Source organism: Pseudarthrobacter oxydans (assembly GCF_030812335.1).
Lineage (GTDB): Bacteria > Actinomycetota > Actinomycetes > Actinomycetales > Micrococcaceae > Arthrobacter > Arthrobacter oxydans_B.
This window is the reverse complement of the sequence record NZ_JAUSSN010000001.1, coordinates 439,263-465,676: the sequence shown is the minus strand read 5'-3', so window position 1 is coordinate 465,676 and position 26,414 is coordinate 439,263. Positions and strand designations below refer to the sequence as shown.

The following is a 26,414-nucleotide window of genomic DNA, read 5'->3' as shown; positions in this document are numbered from 1 at the left end:
AAACGGCGGCTCAGATGACGGGGAAGACTGTCATGCCGCCGAGGTATTTCTGCAGTGCCTGCGGGATGTTGACGGAGCCGTCCGGGTTCTGGTGGTGCTCCAGGATGGCGACGATCCAGCGGGTGGTGGCCAGGGTGCCGTTGAGCGTGGCGACGGCCCGGGTGCCTTTGGGGGCCCCGTCCTCGTTCAGCACTCGTTCGCGGATGTTGAGCCGCCGCGCCTGGAAGGTTGTGCAGTTGGAGGTCGAGGTCAGCTCGCGGTAGGCGCCCTGCGTCGGGACCCACGCCTCGCAGTCGAACTTGCGGGCCGCGGAGTTGCCGAGGTCCCCGGCGGCGGTGTCAATGACCCGGTAGGGCAGTTCACACTTGCCCAGCATCTCCTCCTCCCAGGCCAGCAGCCGGGCGTGCTCGGCCGCGGCCTCCTCGACCGTGGTGTAGATGAACATCTCCACCTTGTTGAACTGGTGGACCCGGATGATGCCGCGCGTGTCCTTGCCGTGCGAGCCGGCCTCGCGGCGGTAGCAGGAGCTCTGCCCGGCGTAGCGGACCGGGCCCGCGGACAGGTCCAGGATCTCGTCCGCGTGGTAGCCGGCCAGAGCCACTTCCGAGGTCCCCACGAGGTAAAGGTCGTCCTCGGCGAGCCGGTAGATCTCGGCGTCGTGCTTGACGTCGAACCCGGTGCCCTGCATCGTCTCCGGGCGCACCAGGGTCGGGGTGATCATCGGCACGAAGCCGGCGTCGATCGCCTGCTCCATCGCCATCTGCAGCAGCGCCATTTCCAGCCGGGCTCCGGCGCCGCGCAGGAAGTAGAACCGCGAGCCGGATACCTTGGCGCCGCGCTCCATGTCGATGGCGCCGATCAGCTCACCGATTTCCAGGTGGTCCCTGGGCTCGAAGTCGGTGAATTCGCGGGGGGCGCCGACGGTCTTGACCACGATGTAGTCGTCCTCGCCGCCGGCGGGAACGCCGTCCTCGATGAGGTTGGGGATGGCGCGCAGCAGTTCTTCCTGGGCGGTCTGGGCGACGTCAGCCTCGGCGGAAGCGGCCTTGACCTCGCCCGCGAGGACCTTGACCTCCGCCAGCAGGGCCTGCTTTTCCTCGCCCTTGGCCTGTGCCACCTTCTTGCCGAAGGCATTCTGCTCGGCCCGGAGGTTTTCGAAGCGGATCAGGGCGGCACGCCGGGCCGAGTCCGCGGCGATGATCGCGTCCACCACGGATTCGTCGGCGCCGCGGGCGCGCTGGCTGGCCCGGAACTTGTCCGGATTTTCGCTGAGGTCTTTTACGTCGATCACCTGACAAGAGTATCCAATCCGGCCGCCCTTCCCGGGCAATCAGGCCGCCGGCCACCGGCGGGATAGTGTGGGAGCACAATGCGCGACTGGCTGCTCTACCTCGTCATCGCTGGAGTCCTGGCGTTTGCCGTCTCCAGTTGGTGGGGAGTGCGCAAGCTCAAGGCCCGGCACACGCGCAGCGCCGTGTGGGAGGAAACGCACAGTCCGGGCCTGGGCCAGCAGAAGGTCGCCGTGGTGATGAACCCGATCAAGGCCCGGTCGGACGAGGCCCGCACCTTGATTGAAAGTGCGTGTGCCGCAGCCGGCTGGGTGCCGCCGCGGTTTTTCGACACCACCGCCGAGGACCCCGGATTCGCGCAGGCCCGGGCCGCCGTCGACTACGGCGCCGACGTCGTCCTCGTGGGCGGCGGTGACGGCACGGTGCGGGTGGTGGCGGACATTCTTGCGGGCACGGACATCGCCATGGGCCTGATCCCGCTCGGCACCGGCAACCTGCTGGCCCGCAATATCCACCTCGATGTGGGCGACCTGCACGGCAGCGTCCAGACCGCCCTGTTCGGCCATCAGCGCTTCATCGACACGGCACGGATGAGGGTGGAGAACTCACGCACCAAGGAGTCCTCGGAGCACACCTTCCTGGTCATTGCCGGCATCGGCATGGACGCAGAGGTGGTGGGCGACACCATCGACGGGCTCAAGAAGGCTGTGGGCTGGCTGGCCTACACCGAAGCGGGCGTGCGGCACCTCCCCGGCCGGCGCAAGAAGGTGTCCATTTCGCTGGATGACCAGCCCGAACAGAGCCGGAAGATCCGCAGCGTCCTGTTCGCGAACTGCGGCCTGATCCCCGGCGGGATCGACTTCATCCCCCAGGCCATGATCGATGACGGGATGCTGGACGTTGTGGTGATGAGTCCGCGCAGCGCGATCGGCTGGCTGGCGATGTACTGGAAGATCGTGCTGAAGCACAAGAGAAACCTGCCGGTGATGACGTATTACCGCTCCGGGAAGATCGTCATCAGCTGCGCGGAGCCGGTGCCCACGCAGGTCGACGGCGATCCGTCCGGTGAGGCCACGAAGGTCACCGTGCAGGTTGCCCCCGGTTCGCTGCTCGTCCGGGTCAAGGACGGCACCGAGGGAGATTAGGCGCTGGCTTCCTTCGGGGCGGCTGCCTTGTGCGCGTCCGCGATCAGTTTCGCCTCCGCAGCGGCCTTGGCGGCCCGTGCTTCGGATTGCTCGCGGATCATGGCCTGCTCCTCTTCGAAGCGCAGCCGGTCTGCACGGTCGGCGTCGTCGCCGTCCCAGTCCTGGTTGTCAGCGGTCGGCTTGGGATTCACGATCATTCCCTGGCCGTCATTTTCAAGGCTGGTGTTTGCCATGACCTGCTCCCTCGGTAGAGGACTTCCCCAATATGGATCAGGCAAGCATACGCACAGTTGCCGAGGGGTGGAAGTGCCGGAAGTGGCATTTGTCTACGCTGTGGGCGAAGCCTTGGACATATATTCCGGCACCACGGATGCCCCGGACAGTATGTCTTTGACCCAGGCATGCGCCGCGCGGAAGGCCTGGTCGGAGGTGTGCGGCTCCACGATTGTCCGGTGCCCGTCGGCGCGGCCGTAGGAACCCAGGAAGCGGGTGGCCGGGCTGATCCGGTGCAGGCCCGCCAGGGCATCCGCCACGCGCGCGTCGGCCACGTGGCCGTCGGCGTCGATACTGAAGAAGTAATGGCCCAGGTACTGGCCGGTGGGCCGTGACTCGATCCGGCTGAGGTTCACGCCGCGGGTCGCGAACTGGTCAAGAATCTCCATCAGGGCGCCGGGGCGGTCTTCCGGCAGCGGAACGACGACGGTGGTCTTGTCCGCACCCGTGGGCTCCGGCAGTGTTCCGGGCCGGCCCACCAGCACAAACCGTGTGACCGCACCGGGGTTGTCCCCGATGTTTTCCGCGAGCACGGCGAGCCCGGGCTGTTCGGTGGCCACGATCGGGGCGCAGATCGCCGCGTCGTAGTGCGTGTCGCCCTCCAGGAGCCCCATGGCCGCCGCGGCCGTGGAGGAGCCCGGAATATATTCTGCATTCGGAATATTCTTCTCGGCCCACAGCCGGCACTGCGCCCAGGCGTGGCCGTGGGTGGAGATCCGGCGGATGTCCTCGATCCGGGTCCCGGGCCGTGCCACCAGCACGAAGCTGATCGGCACGAGGGCCTCGCGCAGGATCCGCAGCTCCTGGCCGGTGGCGATCGCGTCCAGGGTGGCGGTGACGCCGCCCTCCACGGAATTCTCGATCGGCACCATGGCCGCGTCCACTGAGCCGTCGCGGACCTTGTCCAGCGCCGTGTTGACGTTCGTCGACGGAACGCGGATCGCGTCCGCCGCACCGGGAACCTGCATCAGGGCTGCCTCGGTGAAGGTGCCCGCGGGTCCGAGGAAGGTGTACGTGACGGGTGATGCGGGCATCGGCGCTTCTTTCTTCAACTACAGGATGACGGGCTTGAGGCCGTTGTCGGACACCAGGGGCATTCCGGTTTCCAGCCACTGGTCCATGCCGCCGGCCACGTTCAGGGCGGAATACCCCTGCCCGGAGAGCCACTGGGCCGCCCGGAAGGATCGTCCCCCGGTCCGGCAGATGACGTAGAGGTCCTCGTCCGGATCGAGCTCCTCGAGCCGGGCCGGGAGCTGGTCCAGGGGGATGTGTAGCGCCCCGGGGGCGTGGCCCGCGACCCACTCGTAGTCCTCGCGGACGTCAAGGATCCTGGCATCTTCGGGGATGCCGGACACGGTCACGGTGTCAAAGTCGCTCATGGTCGTCCTTCCGCAGAATGCATGGTCTGCCTCCAGCGTATCGCCAGCCACCAGTGCCGCACCCCTACCCGGCTGCAGGTTACGCTTCTGGGATGGCGCACAGGAGATCCCCGGCAGCTCACCGTCGCACGATTCCGGCTGCCCGCCCCCGGCATTTCGGGACATGCCCTCCCCTTGCCGCCAGGACTGGGCACAATGCCACCATGTCCATGCGGCCGCGCCAACACTGGACATGTCGCCAGGAGCGCCCTATCCCTTACCGTGGGACATGCCCTCCCCTGGCCACCAGGACCGGGCACAATGCCACCATGTCCACCCGGCCGCTCCAGCACTGGACATGTCCCCCGGAGCGGCGGGCGGGAAACGTCCTGGAGCCGCGCCACTGTGGCTGAGATTTACGAGCTGTCCGCCGTGGACCTCCGCGATGCCCTCCGCTCGGGCGAGCTGTCCGCCCGGGAGGTCACCGGGTATTTCCTGGACCGCATCGCCGCGGAAAACCGGCACCTCGGCGCGTTCATCACCGTCACCGCGGAGCATGCCCTCCGGGATGCAGCCGCAGCGGACAAGTCCCACGCCCGGGCGGCCCGGAACGGGACCGAGCTGGCGCTGCTGCACGGTATGCCGGTGGCCTTCAAGGACCTGACGGACGTGGCCGGTGTTGTCACGACCCACGGCAGCGCCGCCCTGGACCACAAGCCGGCGCTGGCCGACGGCGCTCTTGTCGCGCGGCTCAAGAGCGCCGGCGTGGTCTCGCTGGGCAAAACGCAGGTCCCGGAGTTCGGGCTGACGGCCTACAGCGAGAACCGGATCGCGCCGCCCTCGCGGAACCCGCACGCGCTCAGCCGCAGCTCCGGGGGATCCACCGGCGGCAGTGCCGCGGCGGTGGCCGCCGGGCTGGTTCCCTTTGCCCCCGGCTCCGACGGCGGCGGTTCGGTCCGCATCCCGGCCGCCGCGTGCGGGCTCGTGGGCCTGAAGCCCGGCCGCGGGCTGGTACCGGCCGGTGAAAGCACCGGTGATCCTGCCGGCCTGGTCGTGTCCGGGCCGCTGGCCCGTTCCGCGGCGGACGCAGCCCTGCTGTTGGATGCGATGGTGCCCGGCCCCGCGGATCCCTCCACCCAGCCCGCCCCCGGTTACCTGAATCTCGCCGGCCAGGACCCGCCCAGGCTGCGGATCGGCGTGAGCCTGGACAGCCCTTGGCAGACGATTTTCCCGTTCACCCCGGATCCCGAGGCGCTCGACGCCCTTGCCGAGGGCATCCGGCTGCTGGAGGCGGCCGGCCACGAAACCTCGGACTCCTCCATCCGCTACGACAACCGTTACCCGGCCGCCTTCACCACGGCCTGGACCGCCGCCGTCGGGGATGCCCGGATCGTTCCCCAGCGCGAGGCGCTCCTGACCCCGCTGACCCGCACGTTCCGGCGCCGCGCGCAGCAGCGCGGGCCCGCGAAACTCGCCGAATCCGTCGGGTTGTTGCGCCAATTCCAGCGGGATACCATCGCCCAGTACGCCGCGTGGGACCTGATGCTCATGCCGGCGCTGGCCCAGACGCCCCGCCCGGTGGGCTGGTTCACCGGGGCGGCCCACGGCGACGGCTACTGGCCGGCGGCCACCTGGACGGGGGACGCCGACGGCGACTACCGCAAGCAGTGCGAGTACGCGCCCTGGTCGTCCATGGTGAACGTGTGCGGGCTGCCCGCGATCAGCATTCCGGCGCACTGGACCGGCGGCGCCAGGGGTGCCGGACTGCCGATGGGCATCCAGCTGATCGGGCCGATGGGTTCCGAGGCGCTGTTGCTGCAACTGGCCGCGCAGCTGGGGTTCTAGATTGGGGCGCAGTTGTACGGTGGACATGTCCAGCCGGGCGGAGCCACCGCCCCGACACCCCACGAGCTGGCAACGACACGAGAGGGATCGATGAAGATCACCGGTGCAGTACTTGAGGAAATCGGCCGTCCCCGCCCGTTCGCGGACTCCCGGCCCATCACCATCTCCGAGCTGGAGCTGGAAGGCCCCGGACCCACCGAGGTCCTGGTGCGGATCGAGGCGGCCGGCATCTGCCACTCGGACCTGAGCGTGGTGGATGGCAACCGGGTCCGCCCGGTGCCGATGCTGCTGGGGCACGAGGCGGCCGGACGCGTCGTCGAGGTCGGCTCGGACGTCACGGATCTGGTGCCGGGCCAGCGCGTGGTGATGTCCTTCCTGCCCCGCTGCGAACAGTGCGCGAACTGCGCCGAGGACGGCCGGCTCCCCTGCACCGCGGGGTCCAAGAGCAACGGCGAGGGAACGCTCCTGCACGGGTCGATCCGGCTGGACCGCGGCGGCGAAAAGATCTACCACCACCTGGGGGTCTCCGGCTTCGCCACCCACGCCGTGGTGGACCGCGCCTCGGCCGTGCCGGTCGGCGATGACGTCCCCGCGGACGTCGCCGCCGTCCTGGGCTGCGCCGTGCTGACCGGCGGCGGTGCCGTCCTCAACGCGGCCCGGCCCCGCCCGCAGGACAGCGTCATGATTGTCGGGCTCGGCGGCGTCGGCATGGCCGCGCTGATCACGGCGGTCTCCCAGGGTGTCTCGCGGATCGTTGCCGTGGACACACTGGACGACAAACTCGAGCACGCCCGCCGCCTGGGCGCCCACGAAACGTACACCCCGCAGCAGGTCCTCGAGGAGGGGGTGAAGGCCAGGTACGTGATCGAGTGCGCCGGGAATCCCAAGGCCTTCGAAACCGCCTTCGCCGCGACCGCCGCGGGCGGAACCACGATCACCGCGGGACTGCCGCACCCGGACGCCCGCGCGCAGATCCCGCCGCTGACCATCACGGCCGAGGCCCGGACCATCGTCGGCAGCTACCTTGGCTCCGCGGTGCCGTCCCGGGACATTCCCAAGTACGCCCAGCTCTGGCGGGAAGGGAAACTGCCGGTCGAGGAGCTGATCTCGGCGCGTATCGCCCTGGCGGACATCAATCAGGCCATGGACCAGCTGGCCGACGGGAAAGCGGTGCGCCAGGTCATCATGTTCGACGCCGGCTAGCCGCGGCCCCGTCCGTGCCCCGACCTCCGGTTGCGCTGTCAGATAATGCTGTCATTCCGGCTCCAGAGCAGCATTATCTGACAGCGCAACGGGCGGGAAAACGGGGGCAAAACACCGGGCGGGTGGCTTGCCCCGGGACCCCGCGAATGTGACAATCCCGCGTCACACTGTCAGCATTAAGTAAATGAGCACTACTCATTTATCCCAGCCCACCGCGACAACGCCGGGCGACACGTCCTTTTTCGGCCACCCAAAGATGCTGGCCAGCCTCTTCTCCGTAGAGATGTGGGAGCGCTTCTCGTTCTACGGGATGCAGGGCATCCTGCTCTACTACATGTACTTCACGGCCGCCGAGGGCGGCCTGGGCATTGAGCAGGGCCTGGCCGCCGGCTTCGTCGGCGCCTACGGCGGCGGCGTCTACCTCTCCACCATCCTGGGCGCCTGGCTCGCGGACCGGCTCCTCGGTTCCGAAAAGGTGCTCTTCGGCTCCGCCATCCTGATCATGGCCGGCCACATCGCCCTCGCCTTCGTGCCGGGCATCCCCGGCCTGATCGCGGGCCTGGTGCTGGTCGGCGTCGGCTCCGGCGGCCTGAAGGCCAACGCGACCGCCCTGGTGGGAAGCCTCTACCGGGAGAAGGACGAACGCCGCGACGCCGGCTTCTCCATCTTCTACATGGGCATCAACGCGGGCGCGCTGATCGGCCCGCTGGTCACCGGCTGGCTGCAGCAAAGCCACGGGTTCCACTGGGGCTTCGGCGCCGCCGCCGTCGGCATGGCCGTGGGCCTGGTCATCTACGCGCTGGGCCGCAAGAACCTGCCGGCGGAGGCGCACCGGGTGCACAACCCGCTGCCCGCCGAAGAGCGCACCAAATACGGCCTGCGCTTCGCCGCCATCGCCGCGGTCATCGCCGTGCTGCTGGCCACCGGCATCGTCAATGCCGAGAACCTGGCGATGTCCATGGCCTACGCGGCCATCGGCGCGTCCGTGCTCTACTTCGCCCTGATTTTCAGCAGCAAGAAGGTCAACGGGACCGAACGCCGCCGGGTGGCGGCATTCATCCCGCTGTACATCGCCTCGGCCGCGTTCTGGGCCTTGTTCCAGCAGCAGTTCACCTTCATCGCCGTGTACTCGGAGGAGAAGCTGGACCGGAACCTGTTCGGCTGGGAAATGCCGGCCGCCTGGGTCCAGTCCATCAACCCGGTGTTCATCATCATCTTCGCCGGCGTCATGGCCGCCCTCTGGACCCGTCTGGGCCGCAAGCAGCCCGGCTCGGCGCTGAAGTTCTCGATCGGCCTCTTTGTCATGGGCCTGGCGTTCCTGGCGTTTATCCCGCTGGCCGGGGACGGCAAGACCCCGCTGCTGGCACTGGTGGGGATCCTGTTCCTGTTCACGCTCGCGGAACTGTTCCTGTCCCCGATCGGGCTGTCCGTGACCACGAAGCTGGCTCCGGAGGCCTTCCGCACCCAGATGGTGGCACTGTTCTTCCTCTCGGTGTCGCTGGGCACCACGCTGGCCGGCATCCTGTCCGGCCTGTACAACCCGGCGGACGAACTGCCGTACTTCATCGGCATCGGCGGCACCGCCATGCTGCTGGCCGTTGGTCTGGCCGCGGCCTCGCCGGCGATCAAGAAGCTCATGGGCGGCGTACGCTGAGCCGATGAGCTCCAGGCACCGCCCACCGCTTGAGTCGGCGTGGGTACGTCCCCGCGGCAGGCGAGGCGTCCGACGTCGAACTTATGCCGGCGGGCGATGTCACCGACGGTGTGGCGCGGGTCGGCGGAACCATCCGCCGCCCGCACCGGCCGCAATCACGCGGCGGTTGGCTCGAGTCCAACGCCGGGCGGCTGCTGGCCGCGCTTACCCGCTGACTACGACTGCTGACGGCTGCGCTAGGCCCCGATGCTCCCGTAGCTTGCCCTGGTGATGGCCAGCCCCACCGCGATGAGCACGATCGCCAGTATGGTCAGCGCGATCCCCGCGTAACCGAGCACCAGACCGGCAATGGCCATGCCTTTGCTCGACGGTTCGCGTCTGAGGGCCATGTGCCCGAGGATGACCGCCGCGAGCTGCGGCAGGAGGAAGAAGCCCAGCCCGATGAAAGCGGCGATGCCGCAGCACAGGCTGGCGATGCTCAGGCCCTTGGGCTCCGGGGGCACGCCGTAATACGCCGGCTGGCCGTAGGCGTTGAACGGGGTGCCCGGCTGGCCGTACTGAACCGGCGCGCCGTACGGCTGCTGCCCGTAGGGCTGCTGGGCCTGGCCGCCGTAGGGCTGCTGCCAGTACGGCTGCTCGGCGTAGGGCTCCTGGCCGAAGGGCTGCTGCGTTGCCGCGCCTTCCGCCGTGCCGAACGGCTCCGTGGGCTGGCCGTAGTCGGCGGCGGGCCGGCGGTACTGCTCGCCGGACTCCTGGCCGGGAATGTACGACGGCGGCTGGTAGCCCTCCGGTGTCGCGTCTTTCTCGGGTTTCGGCTGGTCAGTCATGGTTTTCCCCCTTTTGACGTCTCTGGGTTCAGCCTACCGCCGTCCGGTTGCGAAGAGCAGGACAATTCTTGCGTCACAGGGGCCGTAATGCGCGGAAATCATGTTGCCTGCCACGCCCGTCTGGCATGCTGGTGCCATGGCTAGCCGCGCGGGCACTGTTGCCCAACCCCAAGACCTTGTTGATCTCACTGCGCTCCTGGATGCGTACTACGACGTTTCGCCGGATCTTGGCGACCCCGGCCAACGGGTCGCCTTCGGCACGTCCGGGCACCGGGGCTCGAGCCTGAAGGCCTCCTTCAACGAACCCCACATCCTCGCCATCACCCAGGCGATCGTGGAGTACCGGGCGGGCCAGGGCATCACCGGGCCGCTGTATCTCGCCAAAGACACCCACGCCCTGAGCGAACCGGCCCAGAATTCCGCCCTGGAAGTCCTCGCGGCCAACGGCGTCAACGTCCTGATCGACGCCCGCCACGGCTACACCCCCACTCCGTCGCTGAGCCACGCCATCCTGACGCACAACAACAACTCCCCCGCCGGGGCCCCGCAGGCCGACGGGATCGTGGTGACCCCGAGCCACAACCCGCCCGGCGACGGCGGTTTCAAATACAACCCCCCGCACGGCGGCCCCGCCGACTCGGACGCCACCGGCTGGATCGCCAACCGCGCCAATGAGCTGCTGGAAAACGGCCTGCGCGGGGTCAAGCGGATTCCCATCGCCGACGCCCTCAGCGCCGGCAGCACGGGCAAGTTCGACTTCCTCAGCAGCTACGTGGACGACCTCCCGTCCGTCCTGGACCTCAATTCCATCCGCGAGGCCGGCGTCCGGATCGGCGCCGACCCGATGGGCGGAGCGTCGGTGGACTACTGGGGCGAGATCGGCGAACGCCACCACCTGAACCTCACGGTGGTCAACCCCACCGTCGATCCGCAATGGGCCTTCATGACGCTTGACTGGGACGAGAAGATCCGGATGGACTGCTCCTCGCCGTCGGCGATGGCCTCGCTGATCAACAGGATGTCTGTTGGTGCGGACGGGTCCGCAGCCTTCGACGTCGCCACCGGCAACGACGCCGACGCCGACCGGCACGGCATCGTGACCCCTGACGGCGGGCTGATGAACCCGAACCACTACCTCGCTGTCGCGATTGACTACCTGTACCGCCACCGGACCGGGTGGAACCCGCAGTCCGTGATCGGCAAAACCCTCGTCTCGTCCTCGATCATCGACCGTGTGGCCGAAAGCCTGGGACGCAAGCTCGTTGAGGTGCCGGTGGGTTTCAAGTGGTTCGTTCCCGGGCTGCTGTCCGGCGAGGGGGCGTTCGGCGGCGAGGAGTCCGCCGGCGCATCGTTCAACAAGATGGACGGCAGCGTGTGGACCACGGACAAGGACGGCATCCTGCTGGCACTGCTGGCCTCGGAGATCACGGCCGTCACGGGCAAGTCGCCGTCGCAGCTGTACAAGGGCCTCACCGACCAGTTCGGCGATCCCGTCTACGCGCGGATCGACGCCGCGGCCACGCGCGAGCAGAAGGCGGCGCTGGGGAAGCTCTCGCCGTCGGATGTCACCGCCACCGAACTTGCGGGTGAAACCATCACCGCCAAGCTGACGGAGGCGCCGGGCAACGGGGCTGCGATCGGCGGGCTCAAGGTCGTCACCGAGAACGCCTGGTTCGCGGCCCGGCCCTCCGGCACCGAGGATGTGTACAAGATCTACGCCGAGTCCTTCAAGGGGGCCGAGCACCTCAAGCAGGTCCAGGCCGAGGCAAAGGCGCTGGTGGACGGGGTCATTTCCTAGCCGCCCCGGCTGGCTCCTTCAGGCACCCGCCCGCGGGCTGACTCGTTCAGCCCGCGGGCTGTCCTGTTTGCGCCGCCGGCCGGGGCCGCCGCCGGTTCAGGCCGGTTCTTCCTCGAGGCGGCCGGCGAGGACGGAGCGGTCCCGGCCCAGGGTCTTGGCGCGGTAGAGGGCTGCGTCCGCGGAGGCGATCATTGCGTCGAGGTCCACCCGGCCCGGCGCGGTTGAGGCGATTCCATAGCTGGCGGTCGGCAGACGCGGGATCACCGGCGACGTCGATGCCTGCATCCGGGCGCTGACGTCCGAGGCAATTTCGCCGGCCCGTTCGGGCGTTACGCCCGGCAGGAGGATGATGAATTCCTCGCCGCCGTAGCGGCCCACCAGGTCGGACGAGCGGACCGTGGTGGTACAGGCGTCCGCGAACGCCTGCAGCGCGGCGTCACCGGCCGAGTGGCCATACTCGTCGTTGATGCCCTTGAAGTGGTCCAGGTCCGCCAGGATCAGCGACGCCGTGGTTCTGGCCCGGTTGAGGCGGCGCAGTTCGTTCTCGGCGAGGTCCAGGAACGCCGTGCGGTTCAGCAGTCCGGTGAGCCCGTCCACTGTGGCACGGGCGCGGAGGTCCTGGGTCTGTTGCTCGTAGCTCAGTTCCGCCATGGTGAAGGACGCCACCACCATGATCACGGCCGAGCAGACCGTCATCGGGACGGACCCAAAGACGGTCAGGAACACTGACCCGTCACGCCCCTCCAGCACAAACGTGACAAAGCGGCCCAGATAGAACGCGGCCAGGAGACCGGAGCCCACGGCCAGGGTGAGGTGCACGCGCGAGAAGTGCCGGTCCAGCAGGAACAGTTCCCGGCAGCCGAAGCCGATCAGCAGGGCCATGAATCCCAGATAGGCCGGGCCGCCTGACCACACGTTGGTGGCCGGCTGGTCCAGCACCGACGCCACACCGGTGATCGCAGGGCCGGCGGCGAGGTACCAGATCTTTGGAACCGTGGTCCGCAGCGACCGGGCGCCCGCCCAGATGCTGGCCGCGCCGGTCACGAGAAGCACGTTCCCGAGCGGGTTGGTCCAGACCTGGTGTGGCGTGCCGTCCATCAGGTAGGCCGCGTTGCCGGACAGAAACAGCAGCAGCGCCAGGCACCACCAGCCGCTGTAGCTCGAACGCGTCCGGCGGAAGGTGATGAAGTAGAACAGCAGCAGCAAGGTCAGATCGACCACCGCCAGGGCGACACGCAAGGTTGCGATGTCAAGCATCATGTAGTGGCCCCCCGGTCCGCTCGCAATAGCCAGATATGCGTCGACTCCGCGCCGCAAGTGACCTTAGTATTGCACCCCGCGGCAAGGAAATGTGACCGCGGACTCGGATGCGACGCGCGCGGGCCGGACTGCACCGTTGAAAGGGCCCGACGGCCCTGTGTTATCGGCCTCGAAGCGGACTAAACTGGGAAGCGGCCCCGGATGCGGCCTTGCGCTCAACCGCAGAATAGCGTCCCGAGTGCCTCCGGCCTGTCCCCCATGGTGCCGGAGGCACCTCCGCGCCAGCTCAGCCCCGCGGGCGTCTCCGCGTCAGCAGTTCAAATCAGACCGTGCGGACGACGTCGTCGTATGCGAACTTCGGCTTCGCCGCACCCCAGGCGTCGGCCGCGGGCTGCCCGATATTGACCACGAGGAAGCTCTTCTGGCCGCCGTCAGGGAAGAACGCCGCATCGATCGCGGTGAAGTCCGCGCCCGTCATGGGTCCGGCGGACAGGCCCAGGGACCGGACGGCGAGGATGAAGTAGCCGGCCTGCAGGTGGGCGTTGTTGTTGCCGGTGGCCGCGGCGAGGTCCGGGGCGGCGTCGTACATGGCCTTGGGCGCGTTGTAGCCGGGCAGGAAGTTGTCCCACTGATCCTGCCAGGACGTGTCGTAGCTGAGGACGGCGACGAGCGGCGCGGACGCGGTCTTGGCGCGGTTGCCGTTGGCGAGGGTCTCGACCAGCGTGGCGCGGGCCGCCGCGGACCGGACGTAGGTCACGCGCAGCGGCTGCGAGTTGAACGCGGTGGGACCGAACTTGGTGAGCTCGTAGATGGCCCGGGCCTGCTCATCGGTGACCTCGCCGGTGAAGGTGTTGGGCGTACGGGCCTCGGCAAAGATGGCGTCTACGGCGGCGGCGTCGATTACTGCTTCATCATGGGCGATGGTCATGAGCGTCCCTTTCGCTGTGCGTGACCGCCGGGGCGGCGGCCACTGGTTCCTGTCTATGGTTGCAACTTCAACCTGTGCCTCCTGCTTCCCGTCTCGCCCCGTGATGTCCGGCACAGCGGCGCCGCCGACGCATGCCGGAAACACCGGCGCGGTAAAGTTGCTCCGGAAGATTCCTTCCCGCCCCGCCACACATTCTCTGAAAGGCCCCGGCAATGAGCATGCTCGGTACCAAATGGAAGCTCCACGGCAACGGCAAGGCCATCCGCCCGGGCGGGGTCGTGAAGCCGGATGAGCGCCTTGCCTGGCCGCTGACCATTGGCGTCGGGATGCAGCACGTTGTCGCCATGTTCGGCGCCACCTTCCTGGTCCCGATCATCACCGGCATGCCGCCGGCCACCACCCTCTTCTTCTCCGGCATCGGCACGCTGCTGTTCCTGGTCATCACCAAGGGCCAAGTGCCGAGCTACCTCGGATCCAGCTTCGCGTTCATCGCACCGATCATGGCCTCGCAGCAGCAGTACGGCGTCGCCGGCGCGCTCGGCGGCGTGGTGCTGGCCGGCGTCGGGCTGGCGATCATCGGCGCGGTGGTGCAGAAATTCGGTGCCGGCTGGATCAACCGCCTGATGCCGCCGATCGTCACGGGCGCCATCGTGGGGCTGATCGGCCTCAACCTCGCGCCCGCGGCGAAGAACAACTTCGACGCGGCCCCGATCACGGCCCTCATCACACTGGCCACGATCATCGTGGTCAGCGTCTTCTTCCGCGGCATCCTGGGCCGGCTGAGCATCCTGGTCGGCGTCGTGGTCGGCTACGTCGTGGCGATGGTCCGCGGCGAAGTGGACTTCTCCAAGATGGACGCCGCCGCCTGGGTGGGGCTGCCGTTCTTCCAGACTCCCGAATTCCACCTCGGTGTTGTTGGCCTGTTCGTGCCGGTGGTGCTGGTGCTCGTGGCGGAGAACATCGGCCACGTGAAGTCGGTGTCCGCCATGACCGGCCAGAACCTCGACGGCGTCTCCGGGCGCGCGCTGATGGCCGACGGCGCCGCCACCGTCCTTGCCGGCATGGGCGGCGGCTCCGGCACCACCACCTACGCCGAAAACATCGGCGTGATGGCCGCGACCAAGGTCTATTCGACGGCGGCCTACTGGGTGGCCGGTGTCTTCGCCGTGGTGCTGAGCTTCTCGCCGAAATTCGGCGAACTCATCGCCACCGTCCCGGCCGGCGTGCTGGGCGGCGCCGCGACGATGCTTTACGGCATGATCGGCGTCCTGGGCGTCAAGATCTGGGTGCAGAACAAGGTCAACTTCTCCAACCCGATCAACCTGACCACCGCCGCCGTCGCTCTCATTGTCGGCATCGCCGACTACACCTGGACCATCGGTGACCTGGTGTTCACCGGCATCGCCCTGGGCTCCGCGGCGGCCCTGGTGATCTACCACGGCATGACGGCGATCGCGAAGGTCCGCGGCACGGTGGCCGAGCCGGAAACGGAAGGCGTCGTGGCCGCTGCCACCGCCGCCGCGAAGCGCCCGCCGAAGAAGCGCCGCTAACCGACGGCTCACGGCCGCGGCGCCACGGCGGCGCCACCGCGACGCCGCCCCCGTTGCAGCCGAAAGGCCGGGACCCGGACACCACGTGGGTGTTCGGGTCCCGGCCTTCGCTGCTTGGGTGGCGGGCTTTAGCCGGCGTCGAAGGCTTCCTCGTCGTCGTCGCGGTCTTTGGGGGACTTGTCATCCGGCAGGTCCGTTCCCGATCCGTCCGGCAGGCCGGCCGCGTCCTGGCCGGGCTCCGAGGAGAACGGCCGGCCGGCGTCGGGCTCTTCGGTGTTGGTCGCGTCCATCTCCGCCTCCGAGGACGGCAAGGCTGCCTCGGAATTCTCCGAGGTGTCGGCATCGTATCCGGGGGTGGTGCTGGCGTTTTCCGAACTCATTTGTTCCTCCGTTCCTCCGAAGCGTCCTGCTCCGGGTTCTCCTGCACTGTCTTGGTCTTCGGTGCCGAACTGGCTCAGGTCCGGGGCGCCGGCCGGGTAGGTTTCCCCGTCCGGGCTGTCCTGGCTGAGCCCTGCGGCGTCGAAAGCTTCTTCCTCGCGGGGCTGGGCGAACTTCTTCGTGTCCCCGCCGGGCAGCTCCTGCTCCGCGGTGGGGGTTCCGTAGCCGCCGGCTTCCTCGATCGGCTCCTGCTGTTTCTCCTGGGACATGCTGTTCCTTCCCTGCTGGAATCGTGAACTGCGTGGTTTTCGTGGGTCAGCCGGAAATGCCCTGCGGCTCAGAGGCCTTTGCCGCCCGTGACGGGCAGGACCGCGCCGGAAATGTAGGAGCCCTGGTCGGAGGCCAGCAGCACGTAGGCCGGCGCGAGTTCCGCCGGCTGTCCCGCCCGCTGCAGCGGGGTGTCCTGCCCGAAGGACGGGAGCTTCTCCGGCCACTCGGTCGCGGGGATCAGGGGCGTCCAGATGGGGCCGGGCGCCACGGCGTTGACGCGGATCCCCTTCGGGCCGAGCTCCTGGGCCAGCGCCTTGGTGAAGGCGACCTGGGCGGCCTTGGTCATGGCGTAGTCAATGAGCTGGGGCGAGGGGTTGAACGCCTGGATCGACGCCGTCGTGATGATCGACGCGCCCGCCTTCAGATGCGGCACCGCCGCCCGCGCGGTCCAGATCAGTGAATACAGGTTGGTCTGGAAGACGCGGTCGAACTCCTCCGTGGCGAGGGACTCGAAGCTGTCGCGGTTTTTCTGGTACGCGGCGTTCAGCACGACGACGTCCAGGCGGCCGAACTCGGCGAGCGTGTCGTCCACGATCCTGGTGGCGAAATCCTCCCGGCGTCCGTCACCGGCGATCAGCAGCGCCCTGCGGCCTGTTTTGCGGATCCACGCGGCGGTGTCCTGGGCGTCTGCTTCCTCCTCCGGCAGGTAGGAGATGGCGACGTCGGCCCCCTCGCGGGCGAAGGCGATGGCGACCGCCTTGCCGATCCCCGAGTCCCCGCCGGTGATCAGCGCGGCCTTGCCCTCGAGGGCTCCGCTGCCCTGGTAGCTCTCCTCGCCGTGGTCCGGCTGGGGGTCCATGGGCGCGGTGAGGCCCGGTTGTTCCTGCACCTGCTCCGGAAAGGACCCGGAGTAGTAGCCGCCGCGGGGGTCGCGCGGCTGGTCCTGCTGTTTGGTTGAATCACTCATAGTCCACCTACCCAATGTGTCGGTTTTCCAGGGGCTGCTCCCCGGGCCGCGGGCGCTAACCCGGACCTGCGAAGCTGACCCCACGAAGTAAACAGTTCCACCCTACCCGGAAACTCATCAGCACCCTTAGTAACGGCTTGAATTTCGTAACGCTCAAGCCTACGTTGAGTGTTAACTGCCACCGCAGCCTGATCCTCATTCACCGGAGGTTCCAGTGTCCTATCCAGAGTCTGCGTCCGCTCCACAAGAGTCCGCCCCGACTGAACCCGCGCAGGGACGGTCCCTGCAGGACAGCAGGAACGAGTCCGCCGTCGAAAAACTCGACCGCAACTGGATGGAACTGCTGCAGGAGCTGCGCGTGCTGCAGACCGGTGTGCAGATCCTGGCCGGGTTCCTGCTGACCCTTCCCTTCCAGTCGCGGTTCGAGACGCTGGACGACTTCCAGACCAACCTATACCTGGCCAACGTGGCGTTGGCCGCCCTCACCACAGCCCTGATCCTGCTGCCCGTAAGCGTGCACCGCCGCCTGTTCCGCCTGCACCTCCGGGCCGCCCTCGTGTCCAGCGCGGACCGGATCGCAAAGGTTTCCCTGGCCGGCATCGGACTGCTCAGCGTCGGCACCACAGCACTGGTTTTCGACGTCACGGCGGGCCGGGCGGCGGGGCTGACTGCCGGCGCGGTACTGCTGGCGGTGCTGCTGATCCTGCTGGTCTACGTGCCGAGCAGGCTCCGTCGGCAGGCCGAAAAAGAGAACTGAGATGGCCGGCCCCGCACGCCACCAGCACAGCATACGGCCGGAACGGACCGTGAGCGGGTGGGTGAAGGACCACGGCCTGCTGCTGGCGAATATCGGCCTGTTCCTGGTGTTCTTCGGCGGCATGGTCATCAGCGGAGCCGCCGAGTACAGCGAGGACCAGTTGGTCCACGGCGGGCCGGGCGTGACGGCGCTGGAGTACCTCGGCACCGGGGCGTTCCTTGAGGCGACCTTTGAGAACTGGGAGTCCGAGTTCCTGCAGATGGGCATGTACGTGATCCTGACGGTGTTCCTTTTCCAGAAAGGATCCTCGGAGTCCAAACCGGTGGACCGGGCTGCCGCGCAGGACGAGGACCCGCGGGACGCGCCCCTGAAGGCCGCAACCCCGTGGCCGGTGCGGCGCGGAGGCTGGGTCCTCAAGCTTTATGAACACTCCCTGTCGATCATGTTCCTGCTGCTGTTCCTGGCATCCTTCGCCCTCCACGCCGTCGGCGGCAGCGAGGAATACAGTTCCGAGCAGCAGAGCCACGGACAGCCGCCCGTAACCGTCCTGGCGTACCTGGCCACGAGCCGCTTCTGGTTCGAGTCGTTCCAGAACTGGCAGAGTGAGTTCCTGGCCGTCGCCGTCCTAGTCGGCGCCTCGGTGTACCTGCGCGAGCGGGGCTCCCCCGAATCCAAACCCGTCGCGGAGCCGCACTACGAGACGGGCGCCTGAGAGACGGGCGCCCGAAAGGCGGGCGCATGGGCGCTCAGGCGCCCTCGAGCACCTGGCTAGTGGCCCAGGCGAGGTACTTGGCGGCGTTGGCGACGGCGTCCTCCGGGCTCCCGGCCAGGTCCAGCAGCTGCGCCGCGGCCACCACACCGTGCCGGGCGAGGTCCTCCGGGGTGACCAGGATCCGTCCCGCGACCACAATCACGGGAATTCCGAGGCTCTGGGCGGCGTCGGCGAGGGCAATCGGCGCCTTGCCGGTCAGCGACTGCGAATCCAGCGAGCCCTCACCCGTGATCACGAGATCCGCCTGCGCGAGTTTGTCGGCGAGTCCGGTCAGTCCGGCCACCAGCTCGAAGCCGCCTTCCAGCGCCGCGTTGCTGAAGGCCAGGAACGACGCCGGGAAGCCGCCGGCCGCACCGGCCCCGGGGACGTTGACGTCCCGGCCGGTGGTTTGGCGCAGCACCGAGGCCCAGTTGCGGAGCCCGGCGTCGAGCAGTTCCACGGCGTCCTCGTCGGCGCCCTTCTGCGGACCGAACACGTGGGCGGCGCCGTCGCCGCCCACGAGCGGGTTCTGCACATCGACGGCTATCCGGAACGTCACCGAGCCCAGCCGCGGGTCGAGGCCGCTGACGTCGAGCCGTGCCACCTCGGCGAGCGAGCCGCCGCCCAGCGGCACCACACTTCCCGCGGCGTCGAGCGGTTTGAGGCCCAGCGCGCGCAGGGCGCCGCTGCCGCCGTCGCTCATGGCCGAACCGCCCAGGCCCAGCACGATCTCCGTCGCGCCGGCGTCGAGGGCGGCGGCGATCAGCTGGCCGCAGCCGTAGCTGTGCGCGCGCAGGGCGTTGGCGGGGGTGGGTTCCATGTGCGCCAGCCCGGAGGCCTGCGCGGTCTCGATCACGGCGGTCGCCCCGCCGAAGGCGTCCTTCCGGATCGCCCAGGCGGCGCCCACCGGCGCCAGGATCGGGCCCACCACCGCGTTCACCCGCTCCTCATATCCGGCGGCAACGGCCGCCTCGAGGGTTCCTTCGCCGCCGTCGGCCACGGGAAACTGGATGGCCTCGGCGTCGGGATAGACGCGCAGGGCCCCTTCGGCGATGGCGGCGGCGGCTTCGGCGGCGGTAAGGGAGCCCTTGAATTTGTCCGGGGCGATCAGAATGCGCATGGGTCCATCCTGCCAGTCCCCGGCCGGGACCGGCGTCGGACACCGGCGACAGGCGACTGCGCCGGTAGTAACGTGGCAGCCACACAGAATCGGCCCGGACCGAGGGGGTAGCGGTGAACGAGAACGGAACGACCCGCCAGCGCATGACCGGCCCGCCAGGCATGGCCGAGCTTCTGCTCGTCCGGCACGGCGAGAGCCAAGGAAACGTCGCCGCCACGCTGGCGCACCAGTCCGGTGCGCACGTCATCAATGTTCCCGCGCGTGACGCGGACGTGGAGCTGTCCGGGACCGGGCACGAGCAGGCCCTGGCCCTGGGCAGCCTGCTCGCCGGGGTCCCGGCTGACGGGCGGGCCGCGGTGTGGTCCTCCCCGTATCTCCGGGCGCGGCAGACGGCGGAACTGGCCGTGCACACCGCAGGCTGGCAGACGCCGGTCCTGCTGGACGAGCGGCTGCGTGACCGTGAGCTCGGCATCCTGGACATGCTCACTTCCGCCGGTGTGGAGGCCCGGCTCCCCCAGGAGGCGGAGCGGCGGCGCTGGCTGGGCAAGTTCTACTACCGCCCGCCCGGCGGGGAATCGTGGGCCGACGTCGTCCTCCGCCTGCGCTCCCTGCTGGCCGACATGGACCGGCTGTACCCCGGCCAGCGGGTGCTGCTGGTCTGCCACGACGCCGTCATCCTGCTGATCCGCTACATCCTGGAAGGGCTGACGGAGCGCGAACTGCTGGACATCGCTGCCACGACCGCCATCCTCAATGCCTCCGTGAGCCGTTTCGTCCGGCCCGGCGGCACGGGCGCGTGGCAGCTGGAGAGCTTCAACATGGCAGACCACCTGATGAGCGAGGGAGTCCCCGTGACCGAACATGCCGGAGATGCCAATGTCCACCCACGTTAAGGCGGCCCCGGGGAGCGGGCAGGGGCCGGCCCGCCCTGAGTCCGTGACGCCGACCCTGCTGCGGGCCTGGCCGTTGCCCGGCGGGGGCTCCGGCAAGGACGACCGCGGATCGGTGCTGGTGATCGGCGGGGCGCGGATGACGCCCGGCGCGGTGCTGCTCGCCGGGGTGGCCGCGCTGCGCTCCGGCGCCGGCCGGCTCACCCTGGCCGTGGCGGAATCCGTGGCCGTGCCCCTCGCGGTGGCGCTGCCGGAGGCGGGCGTGCTCCGGCTGCCTGAAACCGCGTCGGGCACGGTCAAGGGCTCGTCGGCAGCCGCCGTCCTCGCCGCACCGGTCGAAGCCGCGGACGCGGTGCTGATCGGCCCGGGCCTGGACGACAAGGACGAGGCCACCGCCTTGCTCCGCGCCCTCCTCAAGGTGCCGGCGGGGAAGCGGCCGCCGGCCATCATCCTCGACGCCTTCGCCCTGGGCAGCCTGCCCGAGCTGGCCGGGGAGCTGGGCCCCTGGGCGGGCCGGCTAATCCTGACCCCGAATGTCACCGAGGCGGGCATCCTTCTGGGGCACGACGCCGGGCACCTCGCCCGGGACGTGCCGGAGCTCGCGGAGAAGTACGGCGCAGTGGTGAGCTGCCAGGGTGTGATCGCGCGGCCGGTGGGGGCAGCCCGCCGGGCCGACGGCGCTAAGGGCGGCGGGGCTGAGGCCGGCGGTGCCGAGGGCGGCGGGGCTGAGGCCGGCGGTGCCGAGGGCGGCGGGGCCCGGGCCTCGCTGTGGGAGATCACCACCGGACACAGCGGCCTGGGCACCTCGGGCTCCGGCGATGTGCTGTCGGGGACCATTGCCGGGCTGCGGGCGCGGGGAACCACGGACGCGCAGGCCGCCTGCTGGGGCACCCATCTGCATGCGGCGGCTGGCGACCGGCTCGCGAGCCGGCTGGGCGGTCTCGGCTACCTCGCCCGCGAACTCACGGACGAACTGCCGCCGCTGATGATGGAGCTCGGCTCCTGACCCGGCCTGTCCGGGGCTCAGCCGCTCCAGCCGCCGCGTTCCTGCAGGACTTCTTTGAGCAGGTCAGCCCGGTCGGTGACGATCCCGTCCACGCCGAGGTCCAGCAGCCGGTGCATCTCCGTGGCGTCATTGACGGTCCAGACATGCACCTGCAGACCGTGCCGGTGGGCGCGCCGGACGAAGCCGGGGGTCACGACTGTCACGGCACCGTAGCGGACCGGAACTTGCAGGGCGTCGACGCCGCGCAGCGCACGTCCGGCCGTGAGGCGCAGCAGGGGCGCCGGGAGCACGGGTCCGAGCAGGACGAAGAGGGCGCTGGAGAGGATGCCGGCCGAGCTCGCGGCGGGCCGGCTCAGCTGCTTTAGCACGGCCCGGCGCCGGCGGTCCGAGAAGCTGGCGATCAGCACGCGGTCGTGTAGGCCGAACCGTTCGATCGCCGCGGCCAGGGTGTCCACCGAGTTCCAGTCCTTGACGTCGAGGTTGAACCGGACGTCCGGGAAGGCCGTGGCGAGTTCCTCAAAGAGCGGGATGGGCTCCGCGCCGCCGATCCTCGCCCGCGCCACGGTCTCGGCCGGGAGTTCCGAGATCCGGCCGTGGGCGTCTGTGATCCGGTCCAGGGTTTCGTCGTGGAACAGCAGCAACACGCCGTCGGCCGTGGTGTGCACGTCCGTCTCCAGGTGCCGGAAGCCCAGTTCGACGGCGGCGCGGAACGCTGCCATAGAGTTCTCCAGGCCGTCCCGGGAGAAGCCGCGGTGCGCCATGGCCACGGGACGTCCCGGACCGTCACCGGAGGCAAAGAACGGGTGCGGGCTGCTCACTCCTGAAGCCTAGCGGAGCCCTGCGCAATCCAGTCGGCGGGCTGGCTTGGCGGGGGTGGATCAGTTGGCGTGCGGGAGGATCTCCACGCCGTCGCTGCAGTGCAGGAGCGTGCGGCCCCGGCCTCCGTCGAGGTCCACCCAGACGGCGGTGCGGTCCGCCGTGACGGCGTCCACCCGGCCTCCCGTTTCGTAGCCGGGCGCCAGCCGGACACTGACGCGGTCGCCCTGCTGCAGGCTCTTCCAGTGCGCGTCCGGCGCCGCCGGGCGCAGGGGCGTGTCGTCCATGTTCTTCGTGCGGTACCTGGCCATGATGTCCCACCGTCAGTCAGCTGATCCGTCGTGAGATGCCAGCGTAGGACGCCAAGGTGAACGCCAGTTGACCGCCAGCTGGGAATACGGTGTCTGCGCCGGCCGGGTCAGGGGCGCCGGGTCAGGGAAACCGGATCCCGGACGCCGGGTCAGGGAAGCCGGACGCCCAGGGCTGCGAGCTTGGCCTCGAGGATCTGGGCGACGCCGTCGTCGTCGAAGTGCGGGGCCTGCTGCCCGGCGGCCAGGATGGCCTCCGGGTGACCGCTGGCCATCGCGTAGCCGTCACCGGCCCAGCGGAGCATCTCGATGTCGTTGGGCATGTCCCCGAACGCCACGACGTCAGCCGAGTCAATGCCCAGGGCGGCCGCGTATTCGGCAAGCGTGACGGCCTTGTTGACCCCAGGCAGGGACAGTTCCAGGAGCGCGATGTTCGGCGCCGAATGCGTCGCGGCGGCCAAGTGCGCGACGGCCGGCGTGACTTCGGCGAGGAACTCGTCAGCCGTGCCCTCCCGGACAATGGCGAGGAACTTCACCACGGAATCCGAGGCGGTGAGCGTCGTGTGCAGCGGAGCCGGCGTGACCTCGGCCAGCAGCCCGTTGGAGCCGGTGCCAATAAATCCCGGTTCCAGGTGGAAGCCGGTCAGGGTTTCCGCGGCAAAGAGCGCGGAGGGGCGCAGCCGCTGGATGATGCGGCGCGTCTCGAAGACGGCGTCGAGCTGCAGGCCCCGAGCGGAAACAAGGCGGTCCGCTTCGAGGTCCCAGACCACGGCACCGTTAGAGCAGATCACGGTTCCCGTGTGGCCCAGCCGGTCCTGCAGGGGATGCAGCCAGCGCGGCGGGCGGCCCGTGACGAACACCAGCTCGATGCCCGCTTCCCGGCAGGCGTGGAACGCACGGACGGTCCGATCACTGATTTTGCCGTCGTGGCCGAGGATCGTTCCGTCAATGTCACTCGCTACCAGCCGCATACTGCCAGTCTACGTTGGCGGTGCCGGTGCGGTTTCCGGCGGCTGCCCGGGCCTAGTGGCGTTCGTAGATCCCGGTCAGGCTTGCCCGGGCCAGAGTGTGCGGGGCGAGCTTGGCTTCCAGCTTCGCGGGTCGGGCGCCGGCGTCGAGCCCGGAGTGCGCGACGTCGAGCGCGTGGACCGTGACGACGTACCGGTGCGGGCCGTGGCCCCGGGGCGGCGCGGCCCCCATGTAGCCGGTGGTGCCGCCGTCGTTCTTGAGCTGGAAGGCGCCGGGCGGCAGATGTCCGCCCTGGCGTGAGCCTGCTCCGGCCGGCAGGGACGTGAGGTCCGCGGGGAGGTCCAGCACGGCCCAGTGCCAGAAACCTCCGTGGCCGGGGGCGTCGGGGTCGAACATGGTGACGGCGTAGCCCCGGGTTCCGGCGGGGGCGCCGCTCCAGCTCAGCTGCGGGGACTCGTCCTTGGCCCCGGCCCCGGTCGAGGCTCCGCGCTGGGCCGGCGGCAGGGATTGGCCGTCCTGGAATGACTCACTGCTGACGCGGAAGGACGGGGCATCGTGGTGTGCCATGGCTGCCTTTCAGTTGCTGGGGAGTTCTGCACTTTCAGGGTCGATGAGCGCGGCGTCGGTGGGGCGGAGAGCCTGGCCGCGCAGTTCCATCCGGGTCAGTTCCGCCCGGGTGGGCGGGTTGGCGCCGGCCCGGGACACGGTGACGGCGGCGGCCCAGGCGGCGTGGGCGAGGAGGTCGCGGAGGCTTTCGGACGAGAGCTCACGCAGGTCCTTGCGGTTCTGCGCCCCCGCCAGGCCCAGGTCCACCACGCCGGAAAGCAGCGCTGCCATGAAGGAGTCCCCGGCGCCGACGGTGTCCGCGACCTTCACGGACGGCGCCGCGAAGTGCGCCTCGCCGGCGGCATTCGCGCCCCAGGGCCCTTCGGCGCCGCGGGTGACCACCACCATCGCCGGGCCCTCCGAGCCGCCGAGTTTCAGCCAGCGCCGGGCCGAGTCCAGCGGATCCTCGCCGGGGTAGAGCCATTCGAGATCCTCGTCCGAGGCCTTGACCACGTCCGACAGGGTGACGAACTTCTCCGCCTGCCGGCGCGCGTAGTCCACATCGGTGATGATGCTGGGCCGGCAGTTGGGGTCGAAGCTAATGGTCGCCGAGGGATGGGCATACTCGACGGCGACGAGCACCTCGGCGGCACCGGGAGCCAGCATGGTGGCGATCGAACCGGTATGCAGGAGCGTCGTCGCCTGCAGCATGAACGGCAGCCGGTCCGCGAGCCCGGGCAGTTCCCAGGCGAGCTCGAAGGTGTAGCTGGCGGCGCCGTCGTCGTCGATCAGGGCGGTCGCCACGGAGGTGGGGAGTTCGTCCGGGGCCAGCGGAAGCAGCACCGAGCTGGATTTCAGGTGGGCGGCCACCGATTCGCCGTAGGCGTCGCGTCCGTAGCGGCCGATGAACTGCACCGGATGGTCCAGCCGGGCCAGCCCGACGGCGACGTTGAGGGGGCTGCCGCCGACATGGGCCTGGATACCGGAGGAACGCTGGACGACATCGACCAGGCCCTCGCCAATTACTGTGAGCATGCTCATACTCTGCCAGAGAACGCGGGCCGGCGCCCCAGTGTTTCGGTGCGCGGGTGTTTCGTTCAGGCCGGGGTGGCCGCGGAGACCGGGGCGTTGTCCACCGCGATTCCGGCGGGGCCGGCGTCGACGAATTTCGCGTCGATGTGGACTACGTCCCTGCCGGCGCGCTGCAGCAGGCTCGCCGCGGTGCCTGCCCGGTAGCCCGTGCTGCAGTGCACCCACAGTTTTCCGGCGGGCACGGAATCGAGCCGCCGCAGAAGTTCATGGAGCGGGACGTTGACCGCCCCGGCCACCCGCGAGGCGGCGAATTCGTCGGCCCGCCGCACGTCCACGACGGTGTCCCCGGGAGCCTTCCCGGCGAGCACGCCGTCCCAGCCCACGCGGGGGTAGGAGGCGAGGGCGGCGCGGGGCGCCAGCGTGTGCGGGTCCGTTCCGAGGGCGGCGTCCGGGGAGTCGATGCCGATCCGGGAAAGGTCGCGGATGGCCTTTTCGACGTCGTCGCGGGATCCGACGAGGGTCAACTGCTCCCCCCAGGGCAGGATCCAGCCCAGGTAAGTGCTGAAGCTGGTGCCGTATTCGAAGCTGACGCTGCCCAGCAGGTGGTAGCTGGCGAACGCCACACGGCGGCGCAGGTCCACGACCCACTCGCCGTCCTCCAGCCGGCGGATCAGCTCGGCGGCGTCGAGGGACTCCGGCACGGTCAGGTCCGCCGGGCCGGGGCCGGCGGTGTTGGTGACCCCCATGTGGGCGTAGTAGGAGGGGTAGGCCGTGAGGTTCGCGATGAGTTCCTGGACGAAGTGGTCCTCGTCAGGGTCCGTGAGGGCGTGGTTGCTGGTGAGCTGTTCGCCGATGGTGGAGGATCCGGCGCGGCTGGCCGGGCCGGAGGAGCAGAAGGAACCGAACCCGTGGGTCGGGAACAGGGCGGCGTCGGGCGCGGCCTCGTCGACCAGCCGGTGCACCGAGGTGTACTGGTCATGCGTCAGGCCGAGGGTGTCCTCGGCGCCGACAAGGTCCGTGCGGCCGACCGAGCCGTAGAGCAGGCTTCCGCCGGAGAAGACGGCCTGCCGCCCGCCGTCGTCCACGATGAAGGACAGGTGGGTGTGGGTGTGGCCGGGGGTGGCGACAGCCTTGACCATCAACGCACCGACCCGGACGGTCTGCCCGTCCGTGATCGGCTGCCGCTCGAATGTCACCGGGTCTGCGGCGTTCACGAGGTAGCTCGCGCCGTGTGCGCGGGCCAGTTCCAGGCCGCCGGTGAGGTAGTCGTTGTGGACGTGCGTCTCGGCGACGTGGGTGATGATGACGCCGGCGTCGCGGGCGGCCGCATCGACGCGGTCCGTGTCCCGCTGCGGGTCAATGACCAGCGCCACGGAGCCGTCATGGACGAGGTAGCTGCGGTCCCCGAGTTGGGTGGTCTCAATGACAATGACGTCCATGATTCGCTCCTGGCTGGTCAGGGCACAACCGGGCG

At 69.3% G+C, this 26,414-nt stretch carries 27 protein-coding genes; 11 read left to right on the top strand and 16 right to left on the bottom strand.

Annotated features, from left to right (window positions below; translation table 11 throughout):
- Positions 1–10: 10 nt before the first annotated feature.
- On the bottom strand, positions 11–1,291 hold the full coding sequence (serS, locus tag J2W14_RS02225; protein WP_307457745.1) for a serine--tRNA ligase: 1,281 nt from the start codon (positions 1,289–1,291) through the stop codon (positions 11–13).
- 78 nt (positions 1,292–1,369) lie between these two features.
- On the opposite strand from serS, the gene J2W14_RS02220 reads away from it, so the two are divergent.
- Positions 1,370–2,434, top strand: coding sequence for a diacylglycerol/lipid kinase family protein (locus tag J2W14_RS02220; RefSeq protein WP_307457742.1), 1,065 nt, complete (start codon positions 1,370–1,372; stop codon positions 2,432–2,434).
- Here J2W14_RS02220 and J2W14_RS02215 read toward each other — a convergent pair.
- The 3 genes from J2W14_RS02215 to J2W14_RS02205 form a co-directional block, all read right to left on the bottom strand.
- The gene (locus tag J2W14_RS02215; RefSeq protein WP_307457739.1) at positions 2,431–2,667 is read right to left on the bottom strand and encodes a hypothetical protein; all 237 of its coding nucleotides are present in this window, start codon (positions 2,665–2,667) and stop codon (positions 2,431–2,433) included. The genes J2W14_RS02220 and J2W14_RS02215 overlap by 4 nt on opposite strands.
- Positions 2,668–2,760: 93 nt before the next feature.
- Positions 2,761–3,741, bottom strand: coding sequence for a prephenate dehydratase (pheA, locus tag J2W14_RS02210; protein ID WP_307457736.1), 981 nt, complete (start codon positions 3,739–3,741; stop codon positions 2,761–2,763).
- Between the two features lie 18 nt (positions 3,742–3,759).
- Positions 3,760–4,086 (bottom strand): rhodanese-like domain-containing protein, encoded by a 327-nt coding sequence (locus tag J2W14_RS02205; protein WP_307457734.1) that lies wholly within the window; start codon positions 4,084–4,086, stop codon positions 3,760–3,762.
- 384 nt (positions 4,087–4,470) lie between these two features.
- Between J2W14_RS02205 and J2W14_RS02200 the strand changes: the two genes are divergently transcribed.
- The 4 genes from J2W14_RS02200 (at position 4,471) to J2W14_RS02185 (ending at position 8,982) form a co-directional block, all read left to right on the top strand.
- The gene (locus J2W14_RS02200) at positions 4,471–5,910 is read left to right on the top strand and encodes an amidase (RefSeq protein ID WP_307457730.1); all 1,440 of its coding nucleotides are present in this window, start codon (positions 4,471–4,473) and stop codon (positions 5,908–5,910) included.
- Positions 5,911–6,000: 90 nt separating this feature from the next.
- Entirely contained in the window at positions 6,001–7,113 is a 1,113-nt protein-coding gene (locus tag J2W14_RS02195) for an alcohol dehydrogenase catalytic domain-containing protein (protein WP_307457728.1), read from the top strand.
- Between the two features lie 184 nt (positions 7,114–7,297).
- Complete coding sequence (locus J2W14_RS02190; RefSeq protein ID WP_307457726.1) at positions 7,298–8,767, top strand: peptide MFS transporter; 1,470 nt, start codon at positions 7,298–7,300, stop codon at positions 8,765–8,767.
- A gap of 29 nt (positions 8,768–8,796) precedes the next feature.
- Positions 8,797–8,982, top strand: a complete 186-nt coding sequence (locus J2W14_RS02185) for a hypothetical protein (protein WP_307457721.1) — start codon at positions 8,797–8,799, stop codon at positions 8,980–8,982.
- A gap of 21 nt (positions 8,983–9,003) precedes the next feature.
- Here J2W14_RS02185 and J2W14_RS02180 read toward each other — a convergent pair whose 3' ends face one another.
- Entirely contained in the window at positions 9,004–9,594 is a 591-nt protein-coding gene (locus J2W14_RS02180) for a DUF4190 domain-containing protein (protein WP_307457719.1), read from the bottom strand.
- A gap of 136 nt (positions 9,595–9,730) precedes the next feature.
- On the opposite strand from J2W14_RS02180, the gene pgm reads away from it, so the two are divergent.
- Positions 9,731–11,392, top strand: a complete 1,662-nt coding sequence (pgm, locus tag J2W14_RS02175) for a phosphoglucomutase (alpha-D-glucose-1,6-bisphosphate-dependent) (protein ID WP_307457717.1) — start codon at positions 9,731–9,733, stop codon at positions 11,390–11,392.
- A gap of 96 nt (positions 11,393–11,488) precedes the next feature.
- Here pgm and J2W14_RS02170 read toward each other — a convergent pair whose 3' ends face one another.
- Both J2W14_RS02170 and J2W14_RS02165 read right to left on the bottom strand, forming a co-directional pair.
- Positions 11,489–12,652 carry a GGDEF domain-containing protein gene (locus J2W14_RS02170; RefSeq protein ID WP_307457714.1) on the bottom strand — a complete coding sequence of 388 codons (1,164 nt, stop codon included), beginning with the start codon at positions 12,650–12,652 and terminating at the stop codon, positions 11,489–11,491.
- A 322-nt stretch (positions 12,653–12,974) separates the two neighbouring features.
- The gene (locus J2W14_RS02165; RefSeq protein ID WP_307457711.1) at positions 12,975–13,580 is read right to left on the bottom strand and encodes a malonic semialdehyde reductase; all 606 of its coding nucleotides are present in this window, start codon (positions 13,578–13,580) and stop codon (positions 12,975–12,977) included.
- A 212-nt stretch (positions 13,581–13,792) separates the two neighbouring features.
- On the opposite strand from J2W14_RS02165, the gene J2W14_RS02160 reads away from it, so the two are divergent.
- On the top strand, positions 13,793–15,130 hold the full coding sequence (locus J2W14_RS02160; RefSeq protein ID WP_307457708.1) for a uracil-xanthine permease family protein: 1,338 nt from the start codon (positions 13,793–13,795) through the stop codon (positions 15,128–15,130).
- A gap of 128 nt (positions 15,131–15,258) precedes the next feature.
- Here J2W14_RS02160 and J2W14_RS02155 read toward each other — a convergent pair whose 3' ends face one another.
- Both J2W14_RS02155 and J2W14_RS02150 read right to left on the bottom strand, forming a co-directional pair.
- Complete coding sequence (locus tag J2W14_RS02155; RefSeq protein ID WP_307457705.1) at positions 15,259–15,777, bottom strand: hypothetical protein; 519 nt, start codon at positions 15,775–15,777, stop codon at positions 15,259–15,261.
- Between the two features lie 68 nt (positions 15,778–15,845).
- On the bottom strand, positions 15,846–16,745 hold the full coding sequence (locus tag J2W14_RS02150) for an SDR family oxidoreductase (protein WP_307457702.1): 900 nt from the start codon (positions 16,743–16,745) through the stop codon (positions 15,846–15,848).
- A 283-nt stretch (positions 16,746–17,028) separates the two neighbouring features.
- Here J2W14_RS02150 and J2W14_RS02145 point away from each other — a divergent pair, with 283 nt between their 5' ends.
- Positions 17,029–17,502 (top strand): DUF6328 family protein, encoded by a 474-nt coding sequence (locus J2W14_RS02145; protein WP_307458275.1) that lies wholly within the window; start codon positions 17,029–17,031, stop codon positions 17,500–17,502.
- 49 nt (positions 17,503–17,551) lie between these two features.
- A complete protein-coding gene (locus J2W14_RS02140; protein WP_307457698.1) occupies positions 17,552–18,214 on the top strand; it encodes a DUF6766 family protein in 663 nt (220 codons plus the stop codon).
- 34 nt (positions 18,215–18,248) lie between these two features.
- Here J2W14_RS02140 and J2W14_RS02135 read toward each other — a convergent pair whose 3' ends face one another.
- Positions 18,249–19,373: a glycerate kinase gene (locus J2W14_RS02135; RefSeq protein WP_307457695.1), complete on the bottom strand. Its 1,125-nt coding sequence runs from the start codon at positions 19,371–19,373 to the stop codon at positions 18,249–18,251.
- A gap of 143 nt (positions 19,374–19,516) precedes the next feature.
- Here J2W14_RS02135 and J2W14_RS02130 point away from each other — a divergent pair, with 143 nt between their 5' ends.
- Together J2W14_RS02130 and J2W14_RS02125 are read left to right on the top strand one after the other, a co-directional pair.
- The gene (locus J2W14_RS02130; protein WP_307458273.1) at positions 19,517–20,266 is read left to right on the top strand and encodes a histidine phosphatase family protein; all 750 of its coding nucleotides are present in this window, start codon (positions 19,517–19,519) and stop codon (positions 20,264–20,266) included.
- Positions 20,250–21,269, top strand: a complete 1,020-nt coding sequence (locus tag J2W14_RS02125; RefSeq protein WP_307457693.1) for an ADP-dependent NAD(P)H-hydrate dehydratase — start codon at positions 20,250–20,252, stop codon at positions 21,267–21,269. The genes J2W14_RS02130 and J2W14_RS02125 overlap by 17 nt, the downstream gene beginning before the upstream one ends.
- Positions 21,270–21,286: 17 nt before the next feature.
- On the opposite strand, the gene J2W14_RS02120 is transcribed toward J2W14_RS02125, so the two are convergent.
- The 6 genes from J2W14_RS02120 to J2W14_RS02095 form a co-directional block, all read right to left on the bottom strand.
- Positions 21,287–22,030: a glycerophosphodiester phosphodiesterase gene (locus J2W14_RS02120; protein ID WP_370871178.1), complete on the bottom strand. Its 744-nt coding sequence runs from the start codon at positions 22,028–22,030 to the stop codon at positions 21,287–21,289.
- A gap of 117 nt (positions 22,031–22,147) precedes the next feature.
- Complete coding sequence (locus tag J2W14_RS02115) at positions 22,148–22,396, bottom strand: hypothetical protein (protein WP_307457687.1); 249 nt, start codon at positions 22,394–22,396, stop codon at positions 22,148–22,150.
- A 149-nt stretch (positions 22,397–22,545) separates the two neighbouring features.
- Positions 22,546–23,364: an HAD family hydrolase gene (locus J2W14_RS02110; RefSeq protein ID WP_307457684.1), complete on the bottom strand. Its 819-nt coding sequence runs from the start codon at positions 23,362–23,364 to the stop codon at positions 22,546–22,548.
- Between the two features lie 52 nt (positions 23,365–23,416).
- Entirely contained in the window at positions 23,417–23,929 is a 513-nt protein-coding gene (locus tag J2W14_RS02105; RefSeq protein WP_307457683.1) for a YbhB/YbcL family Raf kinase inhibitor-like protein, read from the bottom strand.
- A 9-nt stretch (positions 23,930–23,938) separates the two neighbouring features.
- Positions 23,939–24,943, bottom strand: coding sequence for a carbohydrate kinase family protein (locus J2W14_RS02100; RefSeq protein ID WP_307457679.1), 1,005 nt, complete (start codon positions 24,941–24,943; stop codon positions 23,939–23,941).
- A 62-nt stretch (positions 24,944–25,005) separates the two neighbouring features.
- Positions 25,006–26,379, bottom strand: a complete 1,374-nt coding sequence (locus tag J2W14_RS02095; RefSeq protein WP_307457676.1) for an MBL fold metallo-hydrolase — start codon at positions 26,377–26,379, stop codon at positions 25,006–25,008.
- Between the last annotated feature and the right edge of the window lie 35 nt (positions 26,380–26,414).

Bases quoted from the DNA above. Each gene is read 5' to 3' on its own strand.
- J2W14_RS02220 (WP_307457742.1), top strand. From the start codon at position 1,370: ATGCGCGACTGGCTGCTCTACCTCGTCATCGCTGGAGTCCTGGCGTTT.
- J2W14_RS02215 (WP_307457739.1), bottom strand. From the start codon at position 2,667: ATGGCAAACACCAGCCTTGAAAATGACGGCCAGGGAATGATCGTGAAT.
- pheA (WP_307457736.1), bottom strand. From the start codon at position 3,741: ATGCCCGCATCACCCGTCACGTACACCTTCCTCGGACCCGCGGGCACC.
- J2W14_RS02205 (WP_307457734.1), bottom strand. From the start codon at position 4,086: ATGAGCGACTTTGACACCGTGACCGTGTCCGGCATCCCCGAAGATGCC.
- J2W14_RS02195 (WP_307457728.1), top strand. From the start codon at position 6,001: ATGAAGATCACCGGTGCAGTACTTGAGGAAATCGGCCGTCCCCGCCCG.
- J2W14_RS02190 (WP_307457726.1), top strand. From the start codon at position 7,298: ATGAGCACTACTCATTTATCCCAGCCCACCGCGACAACGCCGGGCGAC.
- J2W14_RS02180 (WP_307457719.1), bottom strand. From the start codon at position 9,594: ATGACTGACCAGCCGAAACCCGAGAAAGACGCGACACCGGAGGGCTAC.
- pgm (WP_307457717.1), top strand. From the start codon at position 9,731: ATGGCTAGCCGCGCGGGCACTGTTGCCCAACCCCAAGACCTTGTTGAT.
- J2W14_RS02170 (WP_307457714.1), bottom strand. From the start codon at position 12,652: ATGATGCTTGACATCGCAACCTTGCGTGTCGCCCTGGCGGTGGTCGAT.
- J2W14_RS02165 (WP_307457711.1), bottom strand. From the start codon at position 13,580: ATGACCATCGCCCATGATGAAGCAGTAATCGACGCCGCCGCCGTAGAC.
- J2W14_RS02160 (WP_307457708.1), top strand. From the start codon at position 13,793: ATGAGCATGCTCGGTACCAAATGGAAGCTCCACGGCAACGGCAAGGCC.
- J2W14_RS02155 (WP_307457705.1), bottom strand. From the start codon at position 15,777: ATGTCCCAGGAGAAACAGCAGGAGCCGATCGAGGAAGCCGGCGGCTAC.
- J2W14_RS02150 (WP_307457702.1), bottom strand. From the start codon at position 16,745: ATGAGTGATTCAACCAAACAGCAGGACCAGCCGCGCGACCCCCGCGGC.
- J2W14_RS02135 (WP_307457695.1), bottom strand. From the start codon at position 19,373: ATGCGCATTCTGATCGCCCCGGACAAATTCAAGGGCTCCCTTACCGCC.
- J2W14_RS02130 (WP_307458273.1), top strand. From the start codon at position 19,517: ATGACCGGCCCGCCAGGCATGGCCGAGCTTCTGCTCGTCCGGCACGGC.
- J2W14_RS02125 (WP_307457693.1), top strand. From the start codon at position 20,250: ATGTCCACCCACGTTAAGGCGGCCCCGGGGAGCGGGCAGGGGCCGGCC.
- J2W14_RS02120 (WP_370871178.1), bottom strand. From the start codon at position 22,030: ATGGCGCACCGCGGCTTCTCCCGGGACGGCCTGGAGAACTCTATGGCA.
- J2W14_RS02115 (WP_307457687.1), bottom strand. From the start codon at position 22,396: ATGGCCAGGTACCGCACGAAGAACATGGACGACACGCCCCTGCGCCCG.
- J2W14_RS02110 (WP_307457684.1), bottom strand. From the start codon at position 23,364: ATGCGGCTGGTAGCGAGTGACATTGACGGAACGATCCTCGGCCACGAC.
- J2W14_RS02105 (WP_307457683.1), bottom strand. From the start codon at position 23,929: ATGGCACACCACGATGCCCCGTCCTTCCGCGTCAGCAGTGAGTCATTC.
- J2W14_RS02100 (WP_307457679.1), bottom strand. From the start codon at position 24,943: ATGCTCACAGTAATTGGCGAGGGCCTGGTCGATGTCGTCCAGCGTTCC.
- J2W14_RS02095 (WP_307457676.1), bottom strand. From the start codon at position 26,379: ATGGACGTCATTGTCATTGAGACCACCCAACTCGGGGACCGCAGCTAC.